The sequence below is a fragment of the Photobacterium lucens genome (genome assembly GCF_009873615.1).
Taxonomy (GTDB): Bacteria; Pseudomonadota; Gammaproteobacteria; order Enterobacterales; family Vibrionaceae; genus Photobacterium; species Photobacterium lucens.
In genome coordinates, this window is the sequence record NZ_SSMG01000007.1 from 1 (window position 1) to 16,075 (window position 16,075).

Below are 16,075 nucleotides of genomic sequence, written 5' to 3' on the forward strand. Positions count from 1 at the left end.
ATAATAATCACAACAGCACATAATTCAGGTCTTTAACCGCATTTATTCAGTCACTCTTTAGACTAAAGTAACGTTTCAACAATCTCAGCTAACTTTTCAAACGTCTTTAAGCGACTTGATGTTGGACGCCATACTAAGCCAATTTCACGAAATGCCGCTTGGCCAGGTGGCTCAATCACTACAAGATTTTGGTTATCTAAAATCCCATGCTCAATCGCCATCTGTGGGATAAAGGTTGTTCCTAACCCATTAGCGACCATTTGTACCAAAGTATGAAGGCTGGTTGCTGTAAAAGGGTTAATCTTTTCTTTGGTCGTTAATCGACACGCAGATACCGCATGCTCGGTTAAACAATGCTCTTTTTCTAATAGAAAAACCGACTCATCAGGTAAATCAGCATAACGTAACGGCACTGATACACGTTCAGCTTGGTTTTTACTGATCACCATCTTAAAAGCATCACGACCAACGACTTTACTACTCATACCATTAATTTCGACTGGCAACGCAAGGATCAATACATCCATCTCACCGTTACGTAAAGCCGCTAATAAATTGGTCGTCGTATCTTCTCGCAGTAATAAGTTAAGCTTTGGATACAGTCGGTTAACTTCTTGGACTAAATCGCACAATAAGAAAGGCGCAATAGTTGGAATACAACCCACTCGTAACGGCCCTTCCATTCCATCACCGGAAGAACGAGATAGTTCTACCAAATCTTGGCTGCGTGCAAGTAATTCTCGTGAACGAACCACGACTTCTTCACCCATACTGGTGAATACCAATGATTTATTGTCACGCTCAATTAGCTGACAATCTAATAAATCTTCTAAGTTTTGGATCCCTGAACTAAGTGTCGATTGGCTCACAAAACACTTTTTTGCCGCTTCGCCAAAGTGACGGGTTTCCGATAAAGTTACTAGGTAATGCAATTGTTTTAACGAGGGAAACTTATTCATCGTATTTTTCGATTACTTCAATCTGTTTATTCCGCTTTTTTCAATTTAACAGTTTGGCTATAGTTTGTCTCGTCCAAGTATGGAGCTAACCAAAGAAGGTTGGCAAAACCCCAATATTTTAGGAGCACCAAAATGGTACTAGTAGGTCGTCAAGCACCAGATTTTACTGCTGCAGCTGTTCTAGGTAACGGCGAAATCGTTGATAACTTCAACTTTGCAGAATTCACTAAAGGTAAAAAAGCGGTAGTTTTCTTCTACCCACTAGACTTCACTTTCGTATGTCCATCTGAGCTAATCGCTTTCGACAAGCGTTTCGAAGATTTCCAAGCGAAAGGTGTTGAAGTTATCGGTGTTTCTATTGACTCACAATTCTCTCACAACGCATGGCGTAACACTGCTGTTGAAAACGGCGGTATCGGTCAAGTTAAGTACCCACTAGTTGCCGACGTTAAGCACGAAATCTGTAAAGCTTACGACGTTGAGCACCCAGAAGCAGGCGTTGCTTTCCGTGGTTCTTTCCTAATCGACGAAGATGGTCTTGTACGTCACCAAGTTGTTAACGACCTACCACTAGGCCGTAACATCGACGAAATGCTACGTATGGTTGATGCTCTAAACTTCCACCAAAAGCACGGTGAAGTTTGTCCTGCACAGTGGGAAGAAGGCAAGGCTGGTATGGACGCATCACCTAAAGGTGTAGCTGACTACCTATCTGAGCACACTGCTGACCTAGGTAAGTAATTACCTAATAACACCACGCTCAACGGTGTTATCTGACAAGAAGCAAATAAAAAATAAAGCTAATTAAGTCAGCTTAAATAAAAGAATAATGAGGCTCGGAGCATACCGAGCCCTTTTTTTATCTGTAATTTATAATCAACCGCACAGATCAACCTACCGCTATTCGCCCCTTCTGACGCAATCATCTACACTGCTGATCATTCTTTTCTAAGCGATAAAACAGTATGTCTATCCAACTTGAAGTCTGTATCGATAATATTGAATCTCTGCATTATGCCCAACAAGGCGGCGCAACCCGTATTGAGCTTTGCTCTTCATTAACTCTCGGTGGCTTAACACCAAGCTCTGGCTTTATGACATTAGCAGCTAAACATGCAAAAGTACCTGTTTATGCCATGATCCGTCCTCGCCAAGGGGATTTTCTATTTAGCAGCCAAGATGTTGAAATCATGCTGGCTGATATCTATGCAGCACGAAATGCAAAGTTACAAGGGATTGTGATTGGTGCACTTACTGAAGATGGTCATATTGATAAAGACATCGTTGCAAGCTTAGTCAAAGAAGCGAATGGACTTGGCGTGACTTTCCATCGTGCTATCGATCAATGCGTTGAGCCCTTTGCAGCACTTGATACCGTCATGCACTATGGCTGCGAACGAGTACTAACCTCAGGCCTAGCGTCTAATGCTCCTGCTGGTAGCCAGATGATAAAAGAGATGGTGAACTATTGCGGTAATAAACTGAGTATTATGGCTGGCGCTGGTGTTAATCCTGATAATGTGCGTGAGCTGATCGCCACCACGGGTATTCATGAAGTCCACTTATCAGGTAAAACCACTCGTCCTAGTGCGATGACAAATATCTCAGCAAGTGCGCATATGGGAAGTGCTGCAATTGATGATTTCCAGATCCCTGTAACCAGTGCAGAAACGATTAAAACAGTAGCTCTGCAGCTTAACCTGCTATCAAAGTAGTTCAAACTATTAAGCAAAATAAAAGGGCGTATTGACTCTATATAAAATCAATGCGCCCTTTAAAACCTCTTTAACTGCAACCGCTTTTAAGCTAGATCCTTACAAGATATTTTTAATATCTTCTGGGTTGGTATGGCGAATGTCTTTACCTTGTACAAAATAGATGATGTATTCACAAATATTCTGACAACGATCGCCTACACGCTCGATCGAACGTGCCGCCCACATTACCTTCATTACACTTGGAATGGAGTCTGGATCTTCCTTCATGTAAGTCATTAGCTGACGAATAATCGCTTCATATTCACGGTCAATACGATCATCGGTTTGGTACACATCAATCGCAGCTTTAACATCCATACGCGCAAAAGCATCTAACACTTCATGTAGCATTCGTACTGCGTTTTGCCCTAAGGATTCAAGTGAGGCTAACAAGTTATATTGCTTCGTGGTGAAGTTACCTAATGCTACTTTCGCAATGCTTTCTGCCACATCACCGATACGTTCAAGATCGGTAATGGTTTTAATGATAGCAATAACAAGGCGTAAATCACTGGCTGTAGGCTGACGTTTAGCAATAATGCGCGTACAAGCTTCATCAATCGCCACTTCCATAGCATTCACTTTGTGATCATCTTGGATCACACGCTTTGCTAATGTTTCTTCTTGTTTATGTAGCGCTTTTAACGCATCAGCCAATTGCTGCTCAACCAAGCCGCCCATGGCTAATACATGGGTACGAATACTTTCTAGTTCATGGTTGAACTGACCAGAAATATGACGACCAAGACTAATGTTGTTTAACATGATGGTGTTTCCTTAACCATAGCGCCCTGTTATGTAATCCTCAGTGCGTTTTTCTCTCGGGGTGGTGAAAATATCATTAGTGCTCGAATATTCCACCAGCTCACCCATATATATAAAGGCTGTTTGATCTGAAACGCGCGCTGCCTGTTGCATGTTATGCGTTACGATAATAACGGTATATTTGGCCTTTAAATCATTTATCAACTCTTCAATAGTCAATGTTGAGATCGGATCCAATGCAGAGGTTGGCTCATCAAGCAGTAAAATTTCAGGTTCAATAGCAATCGCACGAGCAATCACTAAACGTTGTTGCTGACCACCTGATAAACCAAAGGCGTTTTCATGTAGGCGATCTTTTACTTCATCCCATAATGCAGCCGCTCGCAGTGCGCTTTCTACCGCATCATCTAAAATACGCCTCTCGCTGATCCCTTGTAAGCGTAAGCCATACACCACATTCTCATAAATGGATTTAGGGAAAGGATTAGGACGTTGAAATACCATACCAACTCGACGACGTAATGAAGCAACATCGACTTTCGGATCATAGATATTCTGACCATGTAGCATGATTTTACCATCGATATGGCAACCTTCGACCAGATCATTCATGCGATTAATACAGCTTAATAACGTCGATTTACCACAGCCTGAAGGGCCAATAAATGCCGTCACCTGACCTTTAGGGATCCGCATATTGATATCAAACAACGCCTGTGTTTTACCATAATGCAGGTTAAGCCCTTCAATCGATAAAGCGGTTTGTTCATCAGGTAATGAAGAGAGATCGACAGGCTCAAATAAGCCCATTGATGGTGTTACTGAATGCATAATCTTCTCTCTATAAATAATCAAAAATCTACTACGAAATTACTGCTCTAAAGCGCGGAATTTCTCACGTAGATGATTACGGATCCCAATTGCCGTTAAGTTCAAGCTGACAATTACGGTCACTAATAAAAATGAGGTAGCGTAAACCAAAGGTCTTGCTGCCTCTACGTTCGGGCTTTGGAATGCAACATCATAGATGTGATAACCCAAGTGCATAAACTTACGATCTAAGTGAACGAAAGGGAAATGCGCATCTACAGGCAGTGTCGGCGCCATCTTTACCACACCCACTAACATTAACGGTGCTACTTCCCCTGCCGCGCGAGCAACTGCTAAGATTAACCCCGTCATAATCGCAGGGCTTGCCATTGGCAGAACAATTCGCCATAAGGTTTCAGCTTGGGTTGCGCCTAACGCTAACGAACCATTACGGATCGAGCTAGGAATACGCGATAAGCCTTCTTCAGTCGAGACAATCACCACGGGTAATGTCATGATCGCAAGGGTTAAAGCTGACCATAAAATACCGGGAGTACCAAAAGTTGGAGTGGGTAATTGTGCCGAGAAGAACACATCATCAATGGTGCCACCGACCATATAAACAAAAAAGCCTAAACCAAACACACCGTAAACAATCGACGGCACACCTGCTAAGTTGATCACCGCCACTCGGATCAACTTAGTAAATGAATTATTACCAGCGTATTCATGCAGATAAATCGCGGCTAATACCCCTAATGGCGTCACCATCACGCTCATTAGTAGCACCATGAAAACAGTACCAAAAATAGCAGGGAATACCCCACCTTCAGTGTTGGCTTCTCGTGGTGCTTCAGTTAAAAACTTATAGACTTCACTGCCCCAGTGCTGGAATTTCTCAACAAAGGTGAGATTGTTGGGATACCAAATATCAAGTACCTGAGACATAGGTACGGTGATCGTTTTACCTTGGCTATCACGCAATAACAAACTTGCACTATCTAACTGCGCTTGAAGCGCAAATAAGCGATTCTCTATATTCTTGTAGATCGTGTTGTAATTGAGCTCATCACGTTCAATACGGCTTTGCTCTTCCGCTGTTAGCTTGCCTTTCAGTGCTAACTGGCGTTTTTCAAGACGCAGTTTTTCTAAATGCCAATTAGCATCAGCTACCTCTACCGATTGTAATGTTTTCAGCTCTTTGCGCACGCTTGATGCTTCAGCTAAGGCTTCTGGCAAAAAATCCATATTATTACGGACGCCATCAGCAATAATCGCCATTGGGTAGCCATAAAACTTACCGTTCGTTTCACGATCAACAACAGCGATGTTATCAGCAATTTTCTGCTGCTTAATTTGACTCTTAAGCACAGTGATAAAATCACCACCTGAACGTTCACGATTACCTGTTTTGATCAAATAACGCATCTCAACAGGCTCAGATAGCTGCGACACATCCACATCCGCTTCACGCAATTGCTGAAGTGGGATCGCTTTGCTGTCATATAGCTCTCCGATCACGGTTTGAATTTTACCTGCTACATCAATATCAAATTGATAAACCGGCGAAGGCCAGAAATAGCTCAAGCCTTTATAGCCAATCAACAGCAATAAACCTAATACGGCAACAAGGCTGATACTCACTGCACCAGCCGTTACCCAAATCCAAGGCGAGCCTGACTTAAACCATTTAATCATGAACGTACCACGCCCTTATAATGAACTGTATTTTTCACGTAGACGCTGCCTCACAACCTCTGCAATCGTATTGAAAACAAAGGTAAACACAAATAACACAAATGCGGCTAAGAAAAGCACTCGATAATGCGAGCTTGCCACTTCCGACTCCGGCATTTCAATCGCAATGGTTGCTGCTAATGTTCTTAAACCTTGGAGTAAATTCCAATCCATGATCGGAGTATTACCCGTAGCCATCAACACAATCATGGTCTCGCCAACTGCACGACCTAACCCCATCATCACCGCAGAAAAAATACCCGGACTTGCCGTTAATAACACGACTTTAGTTAAGGTCTGCCATTGCGTTGCACCAAGGGCTAATGAGCCTTTGGTTAAATGTGGTGGCACAGAAAACACCGCATCTTCAGCAATAGTAAAGATGGTTGGGATCACAGCAAAGCCCATGGCGATACCGACAATTAACGCATTACGCTGATCGTAACCAATACCATAATGTTGTGATAAATAGCTTTGTAAATCGCCACCCAATAATTGCTGAGATAACCAAGGGCTGACAGCAAAACAGCCATAGCCCACCAGCACAATCATTGGGATCAACAGCGCAATGTGAAGACCATTAGGAATACGTGAACGCCAACGGCCAGGCAGCATCGACCAAATAAAGCCAATCACTATCATACTGATCGGCAATACAATAAAGCTCAGTGCTACGCCTGTTAAGTTTTGATCAACAATCGGCGCTAACCAAATGCCAGCAAGAAAGCCCAATATTACCGTGGGTAACGCTTCCATTAATTCAACAGTTGGCTTAATTAAGCGCCTTACTTTTGATGACATAAAGTACGCTGTATAAATCGCACCAGCCAATGCTAATGGGATCGCAAATAGCATCGAAAACACAGCCGCTTTTAAGGTACCAAAGATGATAGGAACCAAGCTCAACTTAGGCTCAAACTCATCACTGGCAGATGTCGACTGCCATACATAATCTGGCTCAGAATAGCCTTCATACCAAACTTTCTGCCATAGTGAAGAGATACCAATATCAGGGTGCGAGTTATTCACTTTATAGCTTTGCCATTCCCCATTATCGATGGTTAATAACACATTGGCTTTAGGTGAAATAGCCATGTCTTGCGGCACTTTATCAAATACCTGATGTTGATAAATCACATCACGCTCAGAAGTATAATAAGCAGATACTCGCCCATCCTTCTGCACCACAAAAAAGCCTTTGCGGTAATACTCAGGTACAATTTTCACAATTGGACTAGCTGAAAAGTGGAAGTCACGAACGTTAATAAGCTGACGCTTCCCCGCTTTCACCACCTCAAACCACTGTGAAATCGTGTTATTGGAATTAGTGATCAGCAGTGAATTCGCACCAGACAATAAATCGATACGCTCAGGTTGAACGGATTTATCCGCTGATAATGGTGTTTTCGCTCTTAACTCTGCTTGCTGATGATTTAAGCTATAAGTAAACAAGGTGGAATCGCTCAATACATACAGCGTCTTACCATCAGGCGTTAATACAAGTTGCTCCACCTTATTAGGCATATCACGCACTTCAAATAACGACTGATGCCATGCTTGATCTGGATTTATCGTTGAGTCCGCTTTTACCAACCGAGCTAAATATAGCTGATGCTGCTCAGTATAAGCTGCCAGCATGATGAGGTTATCACGCCCAGATATGGCAAGTTGTTCTACCTTTGTTGGCGTAGGTAGAACCGTTAATGGCGTTTTACCAATCGGGTAATCTAATACAGGAAATAACTGCTTTTTATCGTTTTCAAACGTGAAGTTAAAATCAGCTTTAGCAATTTTGATCTTGCCACCTTTCATGGCATAAGCCACTAAACCGTCACGAGGTAAGCTGGTCGCAAAAGCCGTCGGATCATTAACGATAGTGCGCTGTTTAATCACTTTACCAGCATCAGGTGAAGGCGATAAACGGATGAAGTCAACCTGCCCATCCGTTGTGAAACGATAGGCCAAGGTATTACTTTCATCGATACCTACTTGCGCTGTTTGCCCCGACAGTGCTAAGGAAAACGAGTGGGTGGGTTTTACCGAAACAGAAGAGAAAATAGGTACGATAACGTAAAGCAGATAGAAAAAGATCAGCACTAACGTCACTAGCACAAAGATGCCGCCAGCGGTTACCCCTAACCGTGCTAACTTGTCTTTCACTCGGCGAAGCTGATTTTCTCCCATTAAAAATGAACTGGCATGTGCCATTATTACCTCAAACCTATTTATACGCGCTAAAGTGTATTGCTATTTAATGACACTTTTATTACAGGCGATATTTCTAAAATTCCACATCGCGCAAATTTATAAATTAATGCTGAAAGAAAATGTTACGCCAAATAAATGAATTATGACTACTTACGCATTTACTCATTTACGTCCTAACACACCATAGACAGCCTAAATGGTTGTTAGGATAATTATTAATAACAATCAATCAGTTTGTTGCTTTATTGTCAGTTCACTAGCAACCAATAATAAGGAAATATGTAATGAAACAACTCATTATTACTGTTATCGGTAAAGATAAAACCGGATTAGTAGAGCAACTCTCAGATACGGTTTATAACAATGGTGCCAATTGGCTCAAAAGCTCATTAACCCAGCTCAGTGGGCAATTTGCAGGCATTGTCCAAGTGGAAGTTTCAGCTCAACATATTCAACAACTTAGCAGTGCATTATCGCAAATAGACGGTCTTCAGATCCATATCGTCGAGGCACAAATCAAAGCTTCCTCACAACAGATCATGCAGAAGCTAACCGTTACAGGTAACGATCGGTTAGGTATTGTTAAAGAAGTAACCACTCACCTACATCAACTAGGCGTGAATATATACAAACTCAAAACCAGTACCGAAAGCGCACCTAACTGGGGCTACCCTATTTTCAAAGCGCAATTTCAGCTCGAACTACCTGCCGATCTCGGCATAGATGTAGTGCAAGAACAGCTTGAATTATTGGCAGATGACTTAACCATAGATATTGAGCAATAACATCAAATAACGCTGTAAAACAGGTGCTGATGAACAGCACTCAATGTAGCGCTTATCCCTTATCTTTACCATGATATTTCACAGCGAAATATCAATACCGCCATACCCGAAGTACAAGGATGAATACCGCGAATGAACACCAACGATCTATATATTGAAAAAGAGTTAAGTTGGCTCTCTTTTAACGAACGTGTCTTACAAGAAGCGGCAGATAAATCTGTCCCTTTAATTGAACGTGTGCGATTTCTCGGTATTTTTTCTAGCAATACAGATGAGTTCTACAAAGTGCGTTTTGCTGATGTAAAACGCCAAATTTTAATTAATGAAGAACAAGGTGGAGGCGATCAAGCCAAACAGCTATTAAGCAAAATTCAAAGTCGTGTACTGAAGCTCAATCAAGACTTCGATACCCTTTATAATGAAATTCTGCTCGAAATGGCGCGCCGTCATATCTTCTTAGTTAACGAATTACAGTTAGAAGACAGCCAAAAAGCATGGCTAAAACATTACTTCCAACAAACAATTTTACCGCACGTCACCCCAATATTACTGACTGACGATGTTGATATTCTGCAAGTATTAAAAGACGAATATTCTTATCTTGCGGTAGCGATAAATCGTGGTGATGAAACCCACTATGCCCTTATCGAAATACCAACCGATCAGCTTCCTCGTTTTGTTCAATTACCGAAAACCAAAGGTAAACGACACAAGACGTTAATTTTACTCGACAACATTATTCGCCTTTGTATCGACGATTTATTTAATGGCTTTTTTGAATACGATGCCCTTGCCGTCTATGCAATGAAAATGACCCGTGATGCAGAATACGATCTAAGCCAAGAAGTTGAACACAGCTTATTAGAACAAATGTCGGAAGGCTTAAACCAGCGCTTAACTGCAATGCCTGTTCGGTTTGTTTATCAGCGAGATATGCCGGGGGAAATGATCAACGTATTGTGCGATAAGCTAAAAGTCTCTAGCTACGATAGTGTGATCCCGGGAGGACGCTACCATAACTTTAAAGACTTTATCGGCTTTCCGAACGTCGGCAGAAGTTACCTTGAAAATAAAGATCTCACACCCATTGAGAGCTATCATTTCAAATCGGCTCGTAATGCCTTTGATGCTATCAAAGCACAAGATATTTTACTCTACTATCCGTACCACACCTTTAATCATATGACTGAGTTGGTACGTCAAGCCTCCTACGATCCCAAAGTGCGTAGTATTAAGATCAACATCTACCGTGTAGCAAAAAACTCACGGATCATTGATTCAATGATCGATGCCGCTAACAACGGCAAGAATGTGACCGTGGTAGTAGAGCTTCAAGCTCGCTTTGATGAAGAAGCCAATATCGAATGGGCACGACGATTAACCGAAGCTGGAGTGAATGTGATCTTTGGTGTTCCGGGGTTAAAAATACACTCCAAACTATGTTTGATCACCCGAAAAGAAGGCAATGAACTCGTTCGTTATGCGCATCTTGGTACCGGTAATTTCAATGAAAAGACTGCCCGTATTTATACCGATTTTTCACTATTAACATGCGATAAATCTATCACCGATGAAGTCAAACAAGTATTTGGTTATATCGCTAACCCTTATCGCCCCGTTAACTTTGAACAACTCATCGTTTCACCACGCAACTCACGCTCACGTTTATACGAATTAATCGATAGAGAAATTGCTCACGCCAAGCAAAACTTACCATCCGGTATTACACTTAAGGTCAACAACCTTGTTGATAGAGGCTTGATTAATATGCTGTATCAAGCCAGTAACAATGGCGTAAAAATCAAATTGATCATTCGTGGTATGTGTTCATTGGTACCGGGAATTAAAGGGATCAGCGATAACATCACCGCGATCAGTATCATCGATAGATTTTTAGAACACCCTCGCGTCGCGGTATTTGAAAACAATGGTGATCCTGAGGTTTATATTTCATCAGCAGATTGGATGAGCCGTAACATTGATAATCGTATCGAGGTGGGTTGCCCAATTAAGTCCCCAACACTCAAACAACGCATTATCGATATTCTCAACATTCAACTGTGCGACACAGTCAAAGCCCGTGTGATTGATGAAGGAATGCACAATCATTATGTACCTCGTGGTAATCGTCGCAAAATTCGCTCACAAACAGCCATTTATGATTATCTGAAACACAGCGAAAAACGACTCAAAAAGCATGCTGAAAGAGTAGAGAGACACGATGACAGAAACTAATCACTCTTCCCAACCTCGTGAGATTGCCGCTATCGATCTAGGATCAAATAGCTTTCATATGGTAGTAGCACGTATTGTGGGACAAAGCTTGCAAATCGTTAGCCGTCATAAGCAGCGTGTTCATCTCGCATCAGGGCTTGATAAACAACAAAATCTCGACCAAGCAGCGATCAACCGTGGCTTAAGCTGCTTGGCAATGTTTGCTGAAAGACTACAAAGATTTGAGCCTGAAAATGTCCGTATTGCGGCAACCTATACCCTACGACAAGCACAAAATGCCCACGTTTTTCTTCAGCGTGCCGAGCGTATATTACCCTTTCCGATTGAAATCATTCCCGGCACTGAAGAAGCCCGTTTGATCTACCTTGGTGTGGCACACACTCAGCCAGATAAAGGCAAGAAACTGATCATTGATATTGGTGGTGGTAGTACAGAGCTCGTGATTGGTGAAGAGTTTGACACTCATATTCTTTATAGCAAACACATGGGCTGTGTCAGCTATAACAAACAATTCTTTGCCAATGGCAAGTTGAGCCATAAAAACATTGCTGCTGCACAATTAGCGGCAAGGCAAAAACTCGAAAGTATCGCCAGTAAATACCTTGATATTGGCTGGGATAAAACCTTAGGTTCATCAGGCACTATCAAAGCCATTCGTGAAGTATTAATTGCCCAAGGGCACAGTGATGGTGTGATCACATCAGCGAGGCTGACACAACTGCTTGATGATATCAGCGCATTTAAGCATCAAGACGATCTTAATTTACCGGGATTAAGTGAAGACAGAAAGCCTGTCTTTGCCGCTGGGGTAGCCATTCTTAGTGCGATTTTTGAAGCCCTCGATATTAAAGATATGCACTTTTCCAGTGGCGCATTACGCGAAGGCTTACTGTATGAAATGGAGCAACGTTTCCGCCATTCCGATATTCGTGTGCGCACCGCAACGGCGATGGCAAAGCAATACAATATAGATGTTGCCCAAGCCAAACGAGTACAAACTACAGCCGTTGATATTTACAATCAAATAGAGACACAACCGGGCATCAATAAAAACGAATTATCAACCTTGCTGTCATGGGGCGCATTACTCCATGAAGTTGGATTAAGTATTAGCTACCCAGGCTTTCACCGCCATAGTGCTTACTTACTTCGCTATAGCACGATGCCCGGCTTTAATTTAGAACAACAAACCGTATTATCGACCTTAGTACGCTTTCAACGCAAAACATTAAAACTGGCTGAAATGCCAGAGCTCACCATCTATAAACGCAAGCATCTTTACCCGTTAATTCGTACCCTTCGCTTGGCTGTGGTATTCAATGGTCAACGCAGTGATGAGCCTCAGCCTAAACTGAAAGTAAGCGCTAACAATGAGCATTGGCAACTAACGTTACCTGACGGATGGACAAGGGAAAATAAGCTGCTGGCAGCCGATCTGAAAACAGAGCAAGAATATTGGCATAAAGCCGGATGGGAATTAGACGTTAACGAATTAGACTAGAAAGAAAAACGCCAGCAAATTAAATGCTGGCGTTTTTCTTAATCTTTTAACAGTCCGAGTTTGGCTAAGTTTTGCTCTACAACAGCAACTGGCAATGGAATATAACCATCTTTTTGCACAATTTTTTGACCGTCACTAGAAAGGATAAAACGTAAGAACTCGCCTTCCATCGGCGCTAACGGTTTATTCGGATGCTTATTCACATAAACATATAAAAAGCGCGACAGCGGGTAGCGCCCATTGACGGAGTTTTCAATTGTCGCTTCCACATAATCATCCCCTTCTCGGGCAACAGGGATCGCTTTAATACCTGTTGTTTTATAGCCAATACCTGAGTAACCAATAGCATTTAACGATGTTGAGACAGACTGAACAACAGAGGCCGATCCCGGTTGTTCATTCACATTATTACGAAAATCGCCACGGCATAAAGCACGCTTTTTAAAGTAACCATAAGTGCCTGATACTGAGTTACGACCAAACAATTGAATACCGCGATTCTGCCAGCTTCCCGTTAAGCCTAACTGTCCCCATTGATTAATAGGCTCTAATCCACCACAGCGTAAAGTACGAGAATAAATCGCATCTAATTGCTCAAAGTTGATCCCTTTTAATGGGTTATCTTCATGAACAAAAACCGCTAATGCATCCACCGCCACTTTAATAGCCGTCGGCTTATAGCCATATTCTTGCTCGAATGCTTCAACCTCTTTGGTTTTCATCATTCGGCTCATCGGGCCGATCTGTGCCGTTGCTTCAACCAAGGCTGTTGGGGCTGTTGACGACCCTGCAGTCTGAATTTGAATATTCACATTCGGATAACGACGCTTAAACTCTTCAGCCCAATAAGTCATTAAGTTCGCTAGGGTATCTGAGCCTACAGAAGATAAGTTACCTGAAATACCACTGACTCTTTTATACGGCATTAAAGCAACATCAGACGTTTGCGCATAAGCGCCTGTGCTGCCACTAAGCCACAGCGCAGTTACCATCCCCAAAGATTTAATCGTATTAAGCGTACTTCTCATGTGCATACAATCAGATCACTAAATAATGTCATGGGTTAATTCAGTTGGATTTGTTTTATCCGCAACTAAACGCGATGGTAAAGTGAATGAGAAAGTACTGCCTTTTTCTAGTTCACTTTCAATTTCCAAATGCGAATCGTGGTGACTTAATGCATGTTTTACAATGGCTAAGCCTAAGCCACTACCACCTGTTTCGCGAGAACGCGCTTTATCAACACGGTAGAAACGCTCAGTTAATCGGTGAATATGCTGCGCAGCAATACCCTCACCGCTATCAGTAACTTCTAATCGAGCACCATTAGCAACACGGTACCAACACACATTAATATCAGCATCTGCTGGAGTATGTTTCACCGCGTTATACACCAAGTTTGAAATCGCGCTACGTAGCTGATCATCATCACCAAGCACTTTTAAACTGTGGTCGACATCAAAACTAATCTGTTGATTCTTATCACCGCTCAGCGATACCGCCTCTTTTTCTAAGATATCGAGCATCGCTGGCACATCGACTTCATCTTCTAATTCAATAGTTGGAGCCGCCTCAATTTTAGAAAGCGTAAGAAGCTGCTCTACAAGTGCATTCATTCGCGCTAACTGCTCAGTCATCACACCATGTGCACGATCCCACATCGGGCCGACTAACATGTCTGGATCAGACGACATTTCCAAATACCCCTGCAGTACTGTCATAGGAGTACGCAGCTCGTGAGACACGTTAGCAAAGAAATTACGACGCATACCTTCAAGCTGTTTAAGCTGAGATACATCACGTACTGCCATCAAGTATTCGCCTTCGGTGTAGCGCATAATACGAAGCTCTAACGTACGGTCGTAGTTCATTGGCGAAGTGATTTCTAACGGCGTATCAAACGACTGACGTGATAAATAACGGACGAAATCAGGGCTGCGTAATAAGTTACTGATCGGCTGACCGGCATCATCAGGCCAACGTAAGCCTAATAATTGCTGAGCCAGTTTGTTACACCACACAATGTTGCCTTCGCTGCGGAAAACAACCACCGCATCGGGTAACGATTCAGCACCATTACGGAAACGACGGATCAGTGTTGTCAGCTCTTTACGACGACGACGATTACGCTGTTGTAAGCGATACATACCATTAAAGAGTGGCTCCCAACTACCAGAGCCGGAAGGAGGAGTAAGGCTGCGATCTTTCCACAACCAATCTGACATTTTTAGCTGATTATGAAAATGCCAGATCAGTTGGATCCATGTTGCGGCGAGTAAGAACCACGGAAGATGGCCAAAAATCATCCCAAGAATAATCCAAGGTAGATAAAATAAAATCAGCTCCCATACCAATTTTTTCCATGACAATCTTTCGACCATGTTTTACTCCTAGTAACGGAGTTATGGTATGGATCCGTTACATCTAATTTCTTTACTCGTATAAACAACATAACCTCCAACCTTATCAAACGACGATAATGGATGAAGGCTCATTTTTACTTTATTGAGGCAACCCTAGTTTGGGTTGTAAATCACTACTATAGGCGAGTGGAAAAACGATAACCTGCTCCACGCACTGTTTGTACTAACTTATCGTGTCCACCTGCTTCTAACGCTTTGCGTAAACGACGAATATGCACATCAACAGTACGGTCTTCAACATATACGTTCGTACCCCAAACATTATTAAGTAGCTGTTCACGACTGTATACACGCTCTTGGTGTGTCATAAAGAAGTGCAGCATCTTAAATTCTGTTGGTCCCATATCTAATGGCTCATCACCAGATGTAACACGGTGAGAAACTGGATCTAGTTTTAGACCTTGTACATCAATCACATCGTCTAAGGCTGTTGGTGATACGCGACGCATTACCGCCTTTAAGCGTGCCATTAGCTCTTTTGGTGAGAATGGCTTAGTGATGTAATCATCTGCACCAACCTCAAGACCACGAACCTTATCTTCTTCTTCACCACGTGCTGTTAACATCACCACAGGGATCTGACGTGTAAGTTCATCGCGCTTAAGGTGTTTGATCAGGTTAATGCCTGAACCACCCGGTAACATCCAGTCCATTAGAATAAGCTCAGGGTATGGTTCGCACATTTTTTCTAGTGCTGTGTCATAGTCCTCAGCTTCGATTGCTTGATAGCCCTTTTGCTCCAACACGAAACATAGCATTTCGCGAATTGGAGCTTCATCTTCTACTACAAGAATCCTTCTTACCATAATCAATTATACCTAGTCGTTTGCTTCATCTGACCTGCGTCATTATGTGTGTTTAATATTACACTTTTGTGACCCGCTGTAATAAAACC

13 protein-coding genes are annotated in these 16,075 nt (G+C 42.4%); 5 read left to right on the forward strand and 8 right to left on the reverse strand.

All coding sequences use genetic code 11. The annotated features are described in order from the left end of the window. Positions 1–62: 62 nt before the first annotated feature. Entirely contained in the window at positions 63–959 is an 897-nt protein-coding gene (locus E5A76_RS01365) for a hydrogen peroxide-inducible genes activator (RefSeq protein ID WP_008987767.1), read from the reverse strand. Between the two features lie 132 nt (positions 960–1,091). Here E5A76_RS01365 and E5A76_RS01370 point away from each other — a divergent pair, with 132 nt between their 5' ends. Next, on the forward strand, positions 1,092–1,700 hold the full coding sequence (locus E5A76_RS01370; protein ID WP_053987151.1) for a peroxiredoxin C: 609 nt from the start codon (positions 1,092–1,094) through the stop codon (positions 1,698–1,700). A gap of 224 nt (positions 1,701–1,924) precedes the next feature. Continuing rightward, positions 1,925–2,674 (forward strand): copper homeostasis protein CutC, encoded by a 750-nt coding sequence (locus E5A76_RS01375; RefSeq protein WP_161117885.1) that lies wholly within the window; start codon positions 1,925–1,927, stop codon positions 2,672–2,674. A 99-nt stretch (positions 2,675–2,773) separates the two neighbouring features. Here E5A76_RS01375 and phoU read toward each other — a convergent pair whose 3' ends face one another. Genes phoU through E5A76_RS01395 form a run of 4 tightly spaced genes read right to left on the reverse strand, consistent with a single transcriptional unit; the run spans position 2,774 to position 8,236 of the window. Then, a complete protein-coding gene (phoU, locus tag E5A76_RS01380; RefSeq protein WP_008987770.1) occupies positions 2,774–3,481 on the reverse strand; it encodes a phosphate signaling complex protein PhoU in 708 nt (235 codons plus the stop codon). Positions 3,482–3,493: 12 nt separating this feature from the next. After that, positions 3,494–4,312, reverse strand: a complete 819-nt coding sequence (gene pstB, locus E5A76_RS01385; RefSeq protein ID WP_107165546.1) for a phosphate ABC transporter ATP-binding protein PstB — start codon at positions 4,310–4,312, stop codon at positions 3,494–3,496. 39 nt (positions 4,313–4,351) lie between these two features. Then, the gene (pstA, locus tag E5A76_RS01390; RefSeq protein WP_161117886.1) at positions 4,352–5,989 is read right to left on the reverse strand and encodes a phosphate ABC transporter permease PstA; all 1,638 of its coding nucleotides are present in this window, start codon (positions 5,987–5,989) and stop codon (positions 4,352–4,354) included. 15 nt (positions 5,990–6,004) lie between these two features. Further along, a complete protein-coding gene (locus E5A76_RS01395; protein ID WP_161117887.1) occupies positions 6,005–8,236 on the reverse strand; it encodes an ABC transporter permease subunit in 2,232 nt (743 codons plus the stop codon). A gap of 284 nt (positions 8,237–8,520) precedes the next feature. On the opposite strand from E5A76_RS01395, the gene E5A76_RS01400 reads away from it, so the two are divergent. From E5A76_RS01400 to ppx, 3 genes are all read left to right on the forward strand, one after another. Then, complete coding sequence (locus E5A76_RS01400) at positions 8,521–9,021, forward strand: glycine cleavage system protein R (protein ID WP_045064528.1); 501 nt, start codon at positions 8,521–8,523, stop codon at positions 9,019–9,021. Between the two features lie 132 nt (positions 9,022–9,153). Then, the gene (ppk1, locus tag E5A76_RS01405) at positions 9,154–11,256 is read left to right on the forward strand and encodes a polyphosphate kinase 1 (RefSeq protein ID WP_161117888.1); all 2,103 of its coding nucleotides are present in this window, start codon (positions 9,154–9,156) and stop codon (positions 11,254–11,256) included. Then, a complete protein-coding gene (gene ppx / locus E5A76_RS01410; RefSeq protein ID WP_161117889.1) occupies positions 11,243–12,757 on the forward strand; it encodes an exopolyphosphatase in 1,515 nt (504 codons plus the stop codon). Before ppk1 ends, ppx begins: the two co-directional genes overlap by 14 nt. Before the next feature lie 38 nt (positions 12,758–12,795). Here the strand turns inward: ppx and E5A76_RS01415 are convergent, their stop codons facing one another. The 3 genes from E5A76_RS01415 to phoB form a co-directional block, all read right to left on the reverse strand. Further along, complete coding sequence (locus E5A76_RS01415) at positions 12,796–13,785, reverse strand: PstS family phosphate ABC transporter substrate-binding protein (protein ID WP_202443259.1); 990 nt, start codon at positions 13,783–13,785, stop codon at positions 12,796–12,798. An 18-nt stretch (positions 13,786–13,803) separates the two neighbouring features. Further along, positions 13,804–15,138, reverse strand: coding sequence for a phosphate regulon sensor histidine kinase PhoR (gene phoR, locus E5A76_RS01420; RefSeq protein ID WP_161117890.1), 1,335 nt, complete (start codon positions 15,136–15,138; stop codon positions 13,804–13,806). A gap of 158 nt (positions 15,139–15,296) precedes the next feature. Continuing rightward, entirely contained in the window at positions 15,297–15,986 is a 690-nt protein-coding gene (phoB, locus tag E5A76_RS01425) for a phosphate regulon transcriptional regulator PhoB (protein WP_008987779.1), read from the reverse strand. Between the last annotated feature and the right edge of the window lie 89 nt (positions 15,987–16,075).

Coding starts and splice junctions, on each gene's coding strand:
- E5A76_RS01395 (WP_161117887.1), bottom strand. CDS start 8,236: ATGGCACATGCCAGTTCATTTTTAATGGGAGAAAATCAGCTTCGCCGA.
- phoB (WP_008987779.1), bottom strand. CDS start 15,986: ATGGTAAGAAGGATTCTTGTAGTAGAAGATGAAGCTCCAATTCGCGAA.
- E5A76_RS01415 (WP_202443259.1), bottom strand. CDS start 13,785: ATGAGAAGTACGCTTAATACGATTAAATCTTTGGGGATGGTAACTGCG.
- E5A76_RS01375 (WP_161117885.1), top strand. CDS start 1,925: ATGTCTATCCAACTTGAAGTCTGTATCGATAATATTGAATCTCTGCAT.
- E5A76_RS01365 (WP_008987767.1), bottom strand. CDS start 959: ATGAATAAGTTTCCCTCGTTAAAACAATTGCATTACCTAGTAACTTTA.
- ppk1 (WP_161117888.1), top strand. CDS start 9,154: ATGAACACCAACGATCTATATATTGAAAAAGAGTTAAGTTGGCTCTCT.
- ppx (WP_161117889.1), top strand. CDS start 11,243: ATGACAGAAACTAATCACTCTTCCCAACCTCGTGAGATTGCCGCTATC.
- phoR (WP_161117890.1), bottom strand. CDS start 15,138: ATGGTCGAAAGATTGTCATGGAAAAAATTGGTATGGGAGCTGATTTTA.
- E5A76_RS01400 (WP_045064528.1), top strand. CDS start 8,521: ATGAAACAACTCATTATTACTGTTATCGGTAAAGATAAAACCGGATTA.
- pstA (WP_161117886.1), bottom strand. CDS start 5,989: ATGATTAAATGGTTTAAGTCAGGCTCGCCTTGGATTTGGGTAACGGCT.
- pstB (WP_107165546.1), bottom strand. CDS start 4,312: ATGCATTCAGTAACACCATCAATGGGCTTATTTGAGCCTGTCGATCTC.
- E5A76_RS01370 (WP_053987151.1), top strand. CDS start 1,092: ATGGTACTAGTAGGTCGTCAAGCACCAGATTTTACTGCTGCAGCTGTT.
- phoU (WP_008987770.1), bottom strand. CDS start 3,481: ATGTTAAACAACATTAGTCTTGGTCGTCATATTTCTGGTCAGTTCAAC.